This window comes from Bradyrhizobium sp. AZCC 1719 (assembly GCF_036924525.1).
Taxonomy (GTDB): Bacteria; Pseudomonadota; Alphaproteobacteria; order Rhizobiales; family Xanthobacteraceae; genus Bradyrhizobium.
In genome coordinates, this window is sequence record NZ_JAZHRU010000001.1 from 6,220,578 (window position 1) to 6,233,230 (window position 12,653).

Consider the following 12,653-nt stretch of genomic DNA (forward strand, 5'->3'; position numbering starts at 1 on the left):
CGCAACATCTCAACGGAGGGCCAGCGGCCGCAGCGTCGTGCCGGCCACGGTACCGCGGATGGCGTTTGTGGTCAGGATATAGGCGAACTCGTAGACACGATCGGCGGCGAGCCGCTCGAGGTTATTGAACTCCAGGATGTGGACGCCCTGCTGGACGAGCAGGTAGACATGGACCGGGATGAAGCTGCCGCCAACGGCCTGAGAGTCGGCTGGCTTCGGCGGCCCATATTCGAGCCCGGACGTATCGGAACCGAGCATAAGCGCGCCCTTCTCCTCGACGAGCCACTTCGCGGCTGTCAGGCCAATGCCTGCCGAGTCGTGCTGGCCGATCTTGGCGTGGTCGCGACCGTTCTCGCCCCAGTAGCGGGCGGTTCCCGTGCGTAGCAGAACGACCGTGCCCGGGGTGACGTCGACGTTCTGCGCCCTCAAAGCGCCCTCGATATCAGCGACAGTGATTTCATAGGAAGACGGAAGGGCTTCCACGTTCTTGAAGCCCGCAACGTCGACCAAGACACCCCGCGCGACGATCGGCGGGATCGTCGTCACGTCGGCCTTGCGAACGCCGAAGTCGCCGCCCCACTCGTCGGACGTGAAACCGTTGTAAAACTCGTTCTTCGGTCCATGCGTGACGTGACCGAGTCCATCAATCTGGGTCGCCACGTTGTCGTTCATGAAGATCGCGTTGCTATGCCAGGCGGTGATCCCCGTATTGCCGCCCTCCGGCGTGGTGAACGACAGATCCTTCTGGCTCCTCACGCCCGCGGGCGACCGGAAGCTCATGATTTCTCCCGGGCTGTGACCGGGCCATTTGTATGAATAGCGGTCGTATGGAAGGCCGAGATCGTAGACCTTACCCTGTGTCACGAGCTTCAAGGCGGCCAAACGTGATGCATCGGTCATCTCGTTGAGGTTTCCGACCTCGTCCTGAGGCCCCCAAACCCAGCCCCACCCTTTTCCTTTTGTCCACTTCTTCATGCCACCGTCCTGCGCATAGCCGTCGCCGGCGGCGAGTGCGAGTGCGAGAACGGTCACGGCGAGCAAGAATCGCGAAACTACCTTCATGGAATCCTCCCGGAACGACATGGATAGCTCAGCTTGGCCAGTCTAGGCCTGAGCTGACCGTGGGATCAACGAGATTGTCGGTCGGGGCCGTCACCCGCGCGGGGCACGAACGTCAGCTCGCGGCACTTTGCGAACCTCATGCAATGTCCGACCTGAGTTCGGAATACGCACCAGCGCGGACGTTGGCCGATGACTCTGAACTTATGGGTTCACGCCCTGAGCCCGGTCCGAGCAGCGATTTGAATTTGGGACAGCTTCGTTGCCCGTGTGTTGACTCGCACAATGCAACTTGTCTCATTGCCGTTGAACCTTGGCGAGGTTCCCGTGACCCACACTAAGGGGCTTTCGGGACCACAGGAGGTTCTGATGACGAGGCATCGAACGATTACTGGGTTCGTGGCTGTCGCTCTGCTCGCTGTTGCCGCAACCGCCGCTACCATGAGGTCGCACTCGCCCGAGGGTATTGTCGTCTCCGCCGGCACGAAAGGCCTTACGGTTGACGCAAGCGAGCTCCCGACCGCGAGTTTTGAGGACCGCTGGTCCGCGATGTCTTCTTCGACAATGGACACGCCTGAGCGCAGGCTGGACGTTCGCTAGGTGCTACTGCAATCGGGCCACAGCCACCTGCTCCGGGTGTTCTTGTTGCGAGACAGGTTATCGTCACACGACGCCTTGATTTCTACACTTTTTGAGCAAACAAATTGCGTCCATACGACTTTTGGAGGACACGCGATGATGGGGCGTGGGCTCGCGTTGTTACTGGTGGGGTTACTCGGCGGCTGCATGCAAGCGACGCTTGCGCCGTCATCAAATGCCAGTTTGACCCCAAGGGACCGGCAGTTACTTGGCCACGCGCGTTATGCGCAGGCGAGCATTCCGGAAACTTATCGCCGACATATCGTCGACTATACGCGCAAAGAACAGCCGGGCACGATCCTGGTCGATAGCAACGCACGTTATCTCTATTACGTGCTGCCGGGAGGCAAGGCGATCCGTTACGGTGTGACGGTGGGAGAGGAAGCGCTGGCCTGGGCCGGCGTCGCTACGGTTGGCCGCATGGCTGAATGGCCGGATTGGATCCCGACGCCGGAGATCCAGGCTCGATTGGGCCCCTACCCGAAGCGCGTTGCCGGAGGTCCGGACAATCCGCTGGGCGCGCGGGCGATCTATCTTTACGAGGGCAACAAGGACACCCTGTACCGCATCCACGGCACCAACCAGCCGGAATATATCGGTCAGGCCATCTCGTCCGGCTGCATCCGCATGACCAACGAAGACATCATCGATCTCGTCAATCGGGTGAAACTCGGCGCGATCGTCGTCGTCCTCCCGCCGGGCCGGAGTGCGTAGCGAGCTGCGCAGTGTGAGGCGCCACTGCGCTGTTCGCAGTTTTTCGTCCCGTCCACGGCGCGTGCGAAACCTGCGTCATTGCCTCGCGTGAAGCATCTGCAGCTTGGCAATGCGATCGTCGGCGCGGCGGAGCCGCCTACAAAGCTCGCGGTTGATATTCTGCATTACCATCACATACGCATGGATGTCGGTTTTGTAGCACGTGTAGAGTTTTTGGGCCGTGAGTTCGTACAGCGCGGTTGGGCTCTCCGCGACGACGGTGGCTGATCGGTTCTGCATTTCGATCAGCGTCATTTCGCCGAAGAAATCACCGGGCTCGAGACAAGCTATGCGAATGGCGCGTCCGGCATCCGCCAGCTTGCACACGACGAGCTGGCCGGAATGAACAATGAACATGGAGCGCCCCGGTTCTCCTTCCGCTACGACAGTGGCACCGGCGTTGAACCGGCGCTCGACCAGCATAGAGATCAGGAGATCGAGGCCTGCATCTGAAAGGCCACCGAAGAAAGGTGTGGCGAGCAGGAACGCTTTCAGATCGGGGGAGCTGATAGCCATTGGCAAAATATACTCCCGCTCATAGAGGCAGACCGAGAGCACCGTTTGAACGGGACGTCACCAGCCTTGCGGGTGCCGACCGATTCCTAACTTGGTATCGAACCTTCAATCGGCCGCATAGAACGCCTCCCGGACAGCATTCGAAATTGGACCGGAGCCGATAATCGCCGTCTGGGTCATGACTACGCCGATGACGCGGTTTGTCGGATCGATCCAAAACTGCGTGCCATAGATGCCGCCCCATCCATAGCTACCGGCCGGAAGACGGCTCTTGGCTGCGGCGGGATCAGTCAGGATCCCAAAGCCCAGCGTGAAGCCCCAACCCGGCCCGCGAATCGTCGGCATGTTGTCGGTCGCGTTCTGCGTCATCTGCCGGACCGTCTCAGCGCGGAGCACCCGCACGCCGTCAAGCTCGCCCTCGTTCAGCAGCATCTGCAAGAACCGCGCGTAGTCACCGATCGTGGCACTCATGCCGGCGCCGCCGGAATTGTACGCAGTCGGAGAGAAGGCGCGGTTCGGGTCGAGGCTGGCAGTGCCCTTGGTGGGTGGGAACGGCACTGCCTCAGGTCCCATCACGGGAACGTAGCCTGTGCCGAGTGCGCCCGTGACCTGTGCGGGTCGCGTCACCTGCACGAAGCGTGAGCGAAGAGCCTCAGGTGGGTTGAACACAAAACTCTCGATGCGCAAGGGCTTTGCAATGCGCTCGGTGACAAAGGATTCCAGGCTGTTTCCCGTCACCTTCTCGATGACGGCGCCGAGCACGTCCGTCGCAAGCGAGTATTCCCAGCCCGTGCCAGGCTGATAGCCAAGCGGAACGGAGGCGAGACGCTGCATTGCTTCAGCGGTGGTTACTTCGGGCTGATCCAGCCCGTCGGTCACGCGTGCGTCGCGATATGCATCCACAAGCCGAGCATTATTGATGAAGTTATAGGAGAGCCCGGCGGTATGGGTGAGCAGTTCGCGGATGGTCGGGGGCCTGTTGGCCGGCCCCTCGGCGCCGTCGGGCGCTCGCACCCGCAGCTTGGTGAACTCGGGGAGGAAGCGGCTGACCGGATCATCCAGGCCAATCTTGCCCTGCTCGACAAGGATCATCGCCGCCACCGAGGTGACAGCCTTCGTCATTGAGGCAACTCGGAACATGTCGTTTGCGCCGATCGGCGCGGTACTCCCAACCTCGCGAACGCCGACGCTGCGGCTGTAGACCGGGCGGCCGTCATGGAGGATCAGCACCACGATACCCGGAGTGCTGCGGCCTTCCACCAATCCCCGAAGGGCTTCATCGAGCTTGGCGTGGCGCGCCTCGGGCGAAAACGCCTGGGCTACCGGGACGGGGCTGAGCACGAAAGCTATTACTGCGGCCCCAAGCAGTCGGATGACAAGACGACGTGAGATCATGGTGTCCCTCCCGTAGACCTGTTCTGACGCGCCATTCTGCAGCTACTCGAGATCGAGAGCAATGTCTCGCGCACGCACATGTCCGCGTTTGCCTCATTGTGGCCGGTCCGAGCATAGCGCAGGAACTCTGCTCCAGCGCGAACGGCTCACTTTGCTTCTCGCAGCCTGCAACCTCACGCGGCCGGGCTGGACCGGATCTGCCGGGCTTGAACGCTCTCGTCTTGTTCCAGCGGCAGGGAAAATTGAAACACCGCGCCCCGCGGTTCGTTCGCGCTCGCCCACATCCGTCCGCCGTGAGCCTCGACCATCGACCGGCAGATGGCGAGGCCCATGCCCATGCCCTTGGCCTTCGTCGTATAGAAGGCCTCGAACACGCGCTCGACATCCGCCGGGTCCAGGCCCGGGCCGGAATCGCGAACCGTGACGAGCACGCCGCCCGCGGCCTCCCTCTCGCTGTTGATTCGCAGTGCGCCTGCCCGCTCGCCGACGCCCTCCATGGCTTCAATGGCATTGAGGATCAGGTTCAGGATCACCTGCTGCAGTTGGGTGCGATCGCCTTTCACCATCGGCAAGCCCGGCGCGAGGTCGGTCTGCAGCAAGATGCCGTGCTTGAACATTTCGCTCCGGGTCAGCACGACCATTTCGAGGATGGCTTCATTGAGGTCGAACCGATCGTTCCGCGGCGGCACCTTGTTGATGAGGGCCCGGATCCCGTTGATGACGTTGCCGGCGCGCTTGCCGTCCTCGACGATACGACGAAGGGAATCCCGAACTTCGCCGAGATTGGGCGGTTGAGCGCTGAGCCAGCGCAGGGCAGCCCCGGCATTGGTAACCGTCGCCGCGATCGGCTGGTTGACCTCATGGGCAATCGAGGCCGTCAATTGACCCATCGTGGTGACGCGATTGGCGTGCGCGAGCTCCGCCTGCATGGCGCGCAAGGATTCTTCGGCCCGCCTGCGTTCGGTGATGTGACGCCCGACGCCGCGGTAGCCGACGAAGCGCCCCGTCTTGTCAAACACCGGCAGCCCGGAGACGGACACGTAACGCTTGCTGCCGTCGGGGCCAGCTCGCGCAAGCTCAAAATCGCGAAACGGCAGGTGGGCATCGAGCGTTTCCCGGTGCTTGCGCCAGGCCTCTTCATCCGGCTCCAGGTAAGGCACTTCCCAACGGGTCTTGCCGATCTCGGCGCCCGGCGCCGGCGCGTCGGCAAGGGTCTCTGCGAACTCCTGGTGCGTGAAGCGATGTTGCGCATCAGTCTCCCAGTACACGTCGAAGGAGAACTGCACGAGGGTGCGAAAGCGTTCCTCGCTCTGCCGCAGCGCCTCTTCCGCCCGCTTGCGCTCGGTCAGATCGAGGACGAAACTAACACCTTGATCTGAGCTTTGTTCGAACATCACCCCGCCGAGCAGCACGGGCACGCGACTGCCGTCCTTCCGAAAATACTCTTTCTCGAATGGCTGGACGGTCCTCATCCGCTTCAGGTCCGCCACCGTGCGTGCGTCGCGGTCGTGCCATTCCGCCGGCGTCAGGTCAGTCCGGCTCAGGCAACCGGAGACAAGGTCCTCCCGACTGTAACCCAACATACGGAGAAACGCATCGTTGGCCTCGAGAATGCGACCTTCGAGATCCCAAATGATGATGCCAACGATGTTGGCGTCGACCAGGCGCCGGATCTTCTTGTCGCGCGCCAGGAGATCGCCGTGGAGCGCGACGTTCTCCGCGATCGCCTTACGCCGCCTTATCGCTTCGAGCCGTGCAAGCGCCAACGCCACCACCGCCAGGACTGCGACTATGACGATGGCGGTCGCGATCAGCCTGGCTTTGCGTTGTTCGAGTGCCTCGGCGCGCTTCTCCTGATCCACGAGCAGCAAACGCTCGTGGTCCACCATCTGGTCGATTTGCGACCTTATCTCGTCCAGGCTGCGGATCATGGTCAGCGCCGCCAGCCCGGAGGTGCTGGCCGTCTTGACGATGTCATCGATCTCACGCAGCTTTGCTGCAACTGTCAGCGCCAGATGTCCGGCACGATGGTTCTGCAACGGATCGTTCGCGACCAGAGCCTGGAGCGCCTGCGCCTCTCGCCGTACGCTTTCGTCGGAGACGCCGTAAGCCTTGAGATATGAGGGGTCGAGAGTCAGCAGATACTCGCGTCTTTGGGCCTCGACGTCGGCGATGACCGCCCGCAGCCGATCCAGCGTGTCGAGCACCTGACGACTGCGCTCGTGTACAAGACTTGCCGCTTGTCGCTCCTGCCAATATCGAAGGCCGAGAAATCCGGTCGAGACCACGGCAGCCAGAACCACCGCGACCACCAGCGTCAGCGGACGAACAAACCACCGAAAGGACTGGGTCAGAGGGACTGACATTAGCCTTAAGTCTTCGATGCTCGCGTGAGCGGCTCTTTTCTGATGCCGACGAAGAGTATTGCCAGTATAGTAAAAATACAGCCGCGGTCTGCGTAGTTTAGATAGGAACCGGCACGCTCCAACCCTGCAGATTGCACCGGCTTAGAAGCCCGTCAGTCCCCTCGCAAGGGGCCAGAACGTCACGGGTGGTATCGCTCGGCTGTTGTGAAGGCCACTCCCCGCCAGGAGCAACCAGATGGCTCCAAATGAAATGGTGCAGGGTGAAAAGCTTCCGGGCCGTCCGGGGTCGGCCAGCCGGCGCAGCTTCGTCAAGGGATTGGGCGCAGCCGGCGTCGTCCTGCCGGCCCTCGCCATCCTGCCACGGTGGGGCCTCGCAGAGGATGTCGCCGGTGTCTATGCGCACGCTGCGATAGATTGGAAGCAATTTGCCGGGCAGACGATCACGCTCGCAGGCGCGATCCATCCCTGGTCGAACGCGATCACACCGCTTTTGTGGGATTTCACCAAGCTCACCGGCATCAGCGTCGTTACCGACTTCCGATTGGAGACCGCGTACATGGGCGCGCTGCCGATCCAGCTCGCCCGCGGCAGCAGCACACCCGACGTCTTCATGTTTACGGCCTATGGCCAGGGCATCTCAAAAGGATGGCTCGAGCCGCTGAACGCCTATTATTCCGACAGGTCGCTGACCGATCTCGGCTGGTATGACGAGAACGATCTTCTCAAGACAGCCCGAGCCTTTCCGTTGTGGCGGGACGGCGAACGCTACGCCTGCCCGATCACTTCCGAGGCCGTGACCCTGTTCATCAACCGCGACGCGCTGGCAGCCAGGGATCTGCGCGTCCCCCAGACTTTCGACGAGCTGCTCGCCACCGCCAACGCGGCCAAGACCAGTGAGATGTCTGGGATCGCCATGCGAGCGCAGGCCGGCGGCAATTCGTCCGTGCCGGCCATGAGCTTCGTGTTCTCCTACGGCGGGGACATGGTCAAGGACAACAAGGCCGCTTTCGCGAGCCCGGAGGCCATCGCCGCCGTCGAGATGTACGGTCGATTGCTCAGTCAAGCCGGACCTAGCGGTGTGAGCGGCTATGAATGGTACCACGTGCTGGACGATTTCCTGCAGCGCAAGACGGCGATGGCGATCGACAGCAGCAATTTCGCTACCGACATCTCCAATCCAGCCAAAAGCCAAGTTGTGGGGCGGACTGTGTTCGCCGCCTTTCCACATGTCGCCGGTCGCACGTCCGTGCCTTTCATGTCGCACTGGCAAGCCTGCATCAATTCCCATTCACGAAACAAGCGGGCAGCGTTCTTGTTTCTGATGTGGGCGACAAGCAAGCCCACCTCGCTGCGGACTGCCGCAGCGGGGCTGGCAACGACACGCGTGTCGGCCTGGTCGAGCGAGGACTTCAAGAAGGCGTTCGGCGCACAAGCCGCCGAGGCGGCGCTGACCAACCTGCAGAACGCCGATTTTGACCGCGCCAAGGCGATCCTTTTCCATCCGCTTTCGAGGCCCATCCTGGACGCTTTCATGATCGGCGTGAATGAAGTGGTCACTGGAGCGAGACCGGCAAAGATTGCGATGACCAACGCCGCCGAGAAGGCCAATGCGGCGATCCGCGGATAGCGGAGCTATTGGCGCCTATGTTCCCCCTCCGTACGTGTAATCAGCATTCAGGCGCGGGATTTCAGGGCAATTACCTTTCGAACAAGATCGGCGAGGCTGTTGGCGCCCATCTTTTCCATCACCCAGGCACGATAATTCTCGACAGTTCGAGTGCTGATCCCCAGCTTGTGCGCGATCTCCTTATTTGACAAACCCTCCGCCACGAGTTGCATGACTTCGACCTGGCGCGGCGAAAGCTCGGCCACACGCGCTTGAAGGGCCGCGCGTTCTTTGTGCTCGCTTCTAAGGCGGTTTCCGCTTTCGATCGCCTGCGAGATGCTGGCAATCAGCCGCTCGTCGTCCAACGGCTTCTCGATGAAATCGAAAGCGCCTTGCTTGATCGCCTGCACAGCCATCGTGACATCGCCGTGCCCTGTAATGAAAATGACCGGTATCGCTCCTTCATCCTTCAGCTTCTGTTGCAGCTCGATACCTGACATCCCCGGCATGCGAATGTCCGAAACGACGCATTGGGGCACTTCAGCGGCCAGGGCATTCAGAAAGCTCTCTGCTGACGAATACGCTCGCACCGGTATCCCCCGCCCCTCAAGGAGCATGCTCAAAGAGCGCAAAATTGCGTCGTCGTCGTCGATCAGAGCTATTGTCATGCACCCGAGTCCGAACTGTGCACGGCTGGCAGCGTAAACGATGCTGTAGTGCCGTGCTTTGTGCTTTCAATTCGAAGCTCCCCGCCATGAGCTTCGATGACCGATCGTGAAAGCGAGAGACCTAGTCCCAGCCCATCTGGCTTCGTCGTGGCAAATGCAGCGATTGCGTCGTCCCCGAGATCGGGATCAATCCCTGGACCATTGTCACTCACGCGGATCGTGACCTTTCCATTCGGTCCTGTCAGACCCTCGATAACGATCTTGCCATCATACCGGCCCGCGCCGGCCAACGCTTCGGCGGCATTGCGGACAAGGTTTAGAATGACCTGCTCAATCTGCAAGCCATCCGCGAGCACCGGCGGAACATCCCGTCCAACCGACGTTTGACACCCGATGCCCCGCCGCTCCAGCTCGGGCCCGAACACCGCGACTGCCTCCGCTACGAGCGTTGTGACACTAACGGGGCTCGTCTCGATCCTTCCAAGCCGGATGAAATCGCGCAAGCGATTCACTACGGCTCCCGCTCGATCGACTTGCACGATCGCCTCCGCTGATGCTGTTGCGGCGGCTGCAGTATCAGGAGGCGTTTTCTCGACGGCCCGCTTGGCAAGCCGGGCATAGTTGCCGATCGCGGTGAGCGGCTGGTTGATCTCGTGCGCGACTGCTGCAGCAAACTCTCCCATGGTTGCGAGCCGCCATGCTCGATGAAGGGCGTCCTGGTGTATTCGGAGCTGATGTTGTGTGCGCCGCTGCTCCGAAACCAGTACTCCAATGGCAAGGCCGGTCGCCGATAGAACAGTCATCAGCGCCTGATAGGCAACGACATCAGTCGCGCTTTCATGTGACAGCTCGATCGCAGCGATCAATCCAATCTGAATGACGGCGAGGCCAAGCGTCACGCCTTCCAGACCGAACCGCACTGCGATCCAGACGACCGGAACGAAAAACACATAGAAAAGCTGGAAGCGGAGCGCCTCGGTGACGCCGAATACGCCCCAGAGTCCGACAAGAACCAGGATAAGAATGGCCGCGGCTTCCCACGAGACCACCGGAAAGCTCCGCCGCGTGAACACGATAAGAGCAAACGGCGTGAAGACGATCACGCCGATCAAGTCGCCGATGAAACCTCGCAGCGACACCTGTGCGAAATCATGTGATGCAATGATCCCATGCAGCACAAGAACAAGCGCGTGTCCAATCGACACGAGCGCAATGCTGGCGACAGCTATCGTTACGAGCCACAGCAGGGAGCTGCGGGACGACAATGAACGATCGAAGCCGAAGCGACGGTGCAGCAGCAGAAGCGCAGCCGAACCATATCCGAGGCCGGTAATCGCCACGACAAGCAACTCGACGCCGGGCGGAAGAGGCAGGTCGCGAACAATCAGATCGGCGATCAGCGGCGCCGCAAACAGCCAAGGCATGTACGCGCCGCCGAACAGCAGGATCAATGCGAAGCTGAGGCCGGTTTGCGGATTCCAGGGTGTGATGCCGAACGTGGCGAACGGATGGACGTAGCTGATCCAGTCGAGCAGCACGTAACTGACAAGATAGCCCAAGCCGATCGCAAGATACCAGCGCGACATCCGAAGCACCAGCGGCCTGCCCGAGCTCATGTTTTCGAAACTCGGTTGCCGCATGATCACAATACTCCGGGACGCACGACGTCCGCGATTAGGTAGTTTTACTCTGGGAACGACCACACCGCAAAAGCCCCGACGGTTTCGCACCGAATTGTTCGGAGGCAGCGTCGTCGTCAGTCTAGCCCGAGCGTAATGCGCACAAAAGGCGAGACTCGGTGCCGAACGAAACGCCCTTCGAAGTCGCGGCGGCGGCCGCGGCAATCTTTGCGATAGCTGTGCTGCATACATTCTCGACGCGGTCGTTCGAACGCATGGCGCATATTCAACCGCGCCATGCCGGGCTTTGGCATCTGCTCGCAGAAGTCGAGGTGGTGTTCGGGTTCTGGGCGGCGGTTCTGATTGCCTTCATGGTCGTGAAGATAGGCAGCACCGGCGCGCTCGCCTATCTTGAAAGCCGCAATTTTACAGAGCCGGCGTTTGTCTTCGTGGTTATGGTCATTGCCGCGAGCCGACCGGTCATCCAGATGGCGGCGGCGCTGCTTCGCCTCGTCTCGCACCTGATCCCCCTGTCGCAACCCACCGCCTACTACCTCTCGCTGCTCTCGGTAGGTCCATTGCTCGGCTCCTTCATCACGGAACCTGCTGCAATGACGCTGACGGCGCTGCTGCTCCGCGACCAGTATTTTGCTGGCGGAGCACCGAGAAGGTTCATGTACGCCACAATCGGTGTCTTGTTTGTCAATGTGTCCATCGGCGGTACGCTGACGCCCTACGCCGCTCCTCCCGTGCTCATGGTTGCAGAGCAGTGGGGCTTTGACCTTCCGTTCATGTTGCGAACATTCGGATGGAAGGCGGCACTCGCCGTGGCAGTCAATGCTGCAGGAGTCACATTTCTGTTCCGAGACTATCTGCGGAAGCTCGCAGTGTCGCCGGCAAAGCTGGATGTCCCAGCCTGGAGTTCCGGAGTTCATCTCGGCTTTCTCGGCGCGGTGGTCGCCTTCAATCATCATCCGATCGTTTTTCTCGCGCTCTTCATGTTCTTTCTCGGCTTTGCCGAGGCGTACAAGCGCTATCAGTCGCCGCTCATCCTGCGGGAAGGTCTGCTAGTTGCGTTTTTCCTGGCCGGCTTGGTGGTGATCGGCGGCCAGCAGAAATGGTGGCTGCAACCGCTTCTCAGTGACATGGGGCCCACCATGCTGTTCACCGGCGCCACCCTGTTGACTGCAGTAACTGACAACGCAGCCCTGACATATCTTGGTTCGCTCGTCGACGGCGTTTCCGACGAATTCAAATACTCCCTGGTCGCGGGAGCGGTGACGGGCGGTGGGCTCACCGTAATTGCAAACGCACCGAATCCGGCGGGATTCGCAATCCTGAAGAACAGCTTCGAAGACGGAACGATCAGCGCAGGCGGCCTTGTCTTGGCTGCGCTCGCTCCAACCCTCGTCGCCGCTGCGGCGTTTCAGTTGCTCCCGTGAATCCAGACGGAGATGTGCATGACAAACCAGGCTACGACAACTGCACCCGGCGGCATCGGGCATGAAGTCGCCAGTTCGGCAACAAGAGGCATGCGCTTTCTCGCCGTCGTGGATGGCAGCGAACGCACCAATCGCATTGTCGATTTCGTGGCCGCCATAGCCGAAGGCAAGGACAATGTGGAGGCCATCATTCTGAACGTGCAGGATCGACACTATGAGGGGCGCCTGCGCGGCTATCAGAGTTTCAAGAAGGAAGAAATCGAGGACCGTCTAATCAACGATGTCGGGCTGCCCATCGTCAATGCTGTGAGCAAACGGTTGGGCAAGGTGGGCGTGGTTTGCCTGTCGAAGGTCAAAATTGGCGATCCGCTGCCGATAATTCTCCGTTGCGCGGCCGAAGACAAATGCGACGCTATCGTCCTGGCGGATCCGCAACCGCAATACGTGCGGCGTTGGTTACGCGCCATAGGCTTGCCGCTTGTATCTTCCCTGATATCCCGCGTCATCACGGCCGCCTTGGTGCCGGTCGTGATTGTGAAATAGGAGTCCACGTCACCTAGCGGAACTCGATCTGCCCGACGCCCTCCTCC

10 protein-coding genes are annotated in these 12,653 nt (G+C 61.0%); 4 read left to right on the forward strand and 6 right to left on the reverse strand.

Annotated features, from left to right (window positions below; genetic code table 11):
• Window positions 1-9: 9 nt before the first annotated feature.
• Window positions 10-1,062, reverse strand: coding sequence for a cyclase family protein (locus V1292_RS29430; RefSeq protein ID WP_334376062.1), 1,053 nt, complete (start codon window positions 1,060-1,062; stop codon window positions 10-12).
• Between the two features lie 732 nt (window positions 1,063-1,794).
• On the opposite strand from V1292_RS29430, the gene V1292_RS29435 reads away from it, so the two are divergent.
• Entirely contained in the window at window positions 1,795-2,412 is a 618-nt protein-coding gene (locus V1292_RS29435) for a L,D-transpeptidase (RefSeq protein WP_028346704.1), read from the forward strand.
• Between the two features lie 75 nt (window positions 2,413-2,487).
• Here the strand turns inward: V1292_RS29435 and V1292_RS29440 are convergent, their stop codons facing one another.
• The 3 genes from V1292_RS29440 to V1292_RS29450 form a co-directional block, all read right to left on the reverse strand.
• On the reverse strand, window positions 2,488-2,967 hold the full coding sequence (locus V1292_RS29440) for a Crp/Fnr family transcriptional regulator (protein ID WP_334376063.1): 480 nt from the start codon (window positions 2,965-2,967) through the stop codon (window positions 2,488-2,490).
• A 105-nt stretch (window positions 2,968-3,072) separates the two neighbouring features.
• Window positions 3,073-4,362: a serine hydrolase domain-containing protein gene (locus tag V1292_RS29445; RefSeq protein ID WP_334376064.1), complete on the reverse strand. Its 1,290-nt coding sequence runs from the start codon at window positions 4,360-4,362 to the stop codon at window positions 3,073-3,075.
• Window positions 4,363-4,535: 173 nt separating this feature from the next.
• A complete protein-coding gene (locus tag V1292_RS29450) occupies window positions 4,536-6,728 on the reverse strand; it encodes an ATP-binding protein (RefSeq protein WP_334376065.1) in 2,193 nt (730 codons plus the stop codon).
• Between the two features lie 235 nt (window positions 6,729-6,963).
• Here V1292_RS29450 and V1292_RS29455 point away from each other — a divergent pair, with 235 nt between their 5' ends.
• Window positions 6,964-8,355 carry an ABC transporter substrate-binding protein gene (locus V1292_RS29455; RefSeq protein ID WP_334376066.1) on the forward strand — a complete coding sequence of 464 codons (1,392 nt, stop codon included), beginning with the start codon at window positions 6,964-6,966 and terminating at the stop codon, window positions 8,353-8,355.
• A 47-nt stretch (window positions 8,356-8,402) separates the two neighbouring features.
• Here V1292_RS29455 and V1292_RS29460 read toward each other — a convergent pair whose 3' ends face one another.
• Together V1292_RS29460 and V1292_RS29465 are read right to left on the reverse strand one after the other, a co-directional pair.
• On the reverse strand, window positions 8,403-9,002 hold the full coding sequence (locus tag V1292_RS29460) for a response regulator transcription factor (RefSeq protein ID WP_334376067.1): 600 nt from the start codon (window positions 9,000-9,002) through the stop codon (window positions 8,403-8,405).
• Entirely contained in the window at window positions 8,999-10,588 is a 1,590-nt protein-coding gene (locus tag V1292_RS29465) for an ATP-binding protein (RefSeq protein WP_334376068.1), read from the reverse strand. The genes V1292_RS29460 and V1292_RS29465 overlap by 4 nt, the downstream gene beginning before the upstream one ends.
• 212 nt (window positions 10,589-10,800) lie before the next feature.
• Here V1292_RS29465 and V1292_RS29470 point away from each other — a divergent pair, with 212 nt between their 5' ends.
• Window positions 10,801-12,063: a putative Na+/H+ antiporter gene (locus V1292_RS29470; protein WP_334376069.1), complete on the forward strand. Its 1,263-nt coding sequence runs from the start codon at window positions 10,801-10,803 to the stop codon at window positions 12,061-12,063.
• An 18-nt stretch (window positions 12,064-12,081) separates the two neighbouring features.
• Window positions 12,082-12,606, forward strand: coding sequence for a universal stress protein (locus V1292_RS29475; RefSeq protein WP_334376070.1), 525 nt, complete (start codon window positions 12,082-12,084; stop codon window positions 12,604-12,606).
• The last annotated feature ends 47 nt before the right edge of the window (window positions 12,607-12,653 follow it).

Coding starts and splice junctions, on each gene's coding strand:
- V1292_RS29450 (WP_334376065.1), bottom strand. CDS start 6,728: ATGTCAGTCCCTCTGACCCAGTCCTTTCGGTGGTTTGTTCGTCCGCTG.
- V1292_RS29455 (WP_334376066.1), top strand. CDS start 6,964: ATGGCTCCAAATGAAATGGTGCAGGGTGAAAAGCTTCCGGGCCGTCCG.
- V1292_RS29440 (WP_334376063.1), bottom strand. CDS start 2,967: ATGGCTATCAGCTCCCCCGATCTGAAAGCGTTCCTGCTCGCCACACCT.
- V1292_RS29475 (WP_334376070.1), top strand. CDS start 12,082: ATGACAAACCAGGCTACGACAACTGCACCCGGCGGCATCGGGCATGAA.
- V1292_RS29430 (WP_334376062.1), bottom strand. CDS start 1,062: ATGAAGGTAGTTTCGCGATTCTTGCTCGCCGTGACCGTTCTCGCACTC.
- V1292_RS29465 (WP_334376068.1), bottom strand. CDS start 10,588: ATGTCGCGCTGGTATCTTGCGATCGGCTTGGGCTATCTTGTCAGTTAC.
- V1292_RS29435 (WP_028346704.1), top strand. CDS start 1,795: ATGATGGGGCGTGGGCTCGCGTTGTTACTGGTGGGGTTACTCGGCGGC.
- V1292_RS29445 (WP_334376064.1), bottom strand. CDS start 4,362: ATGATCTCACGTCGTCTTGTCATCCGACTGCTTGGGGCCGCAGTAATA.
- V1292_RS29460 (WP_334376067.1), bottom strand. CDS start 9,002: ATGACAATAGCTCTGATCGACGACGACGACGCAATTTTGCGCTCTTTG.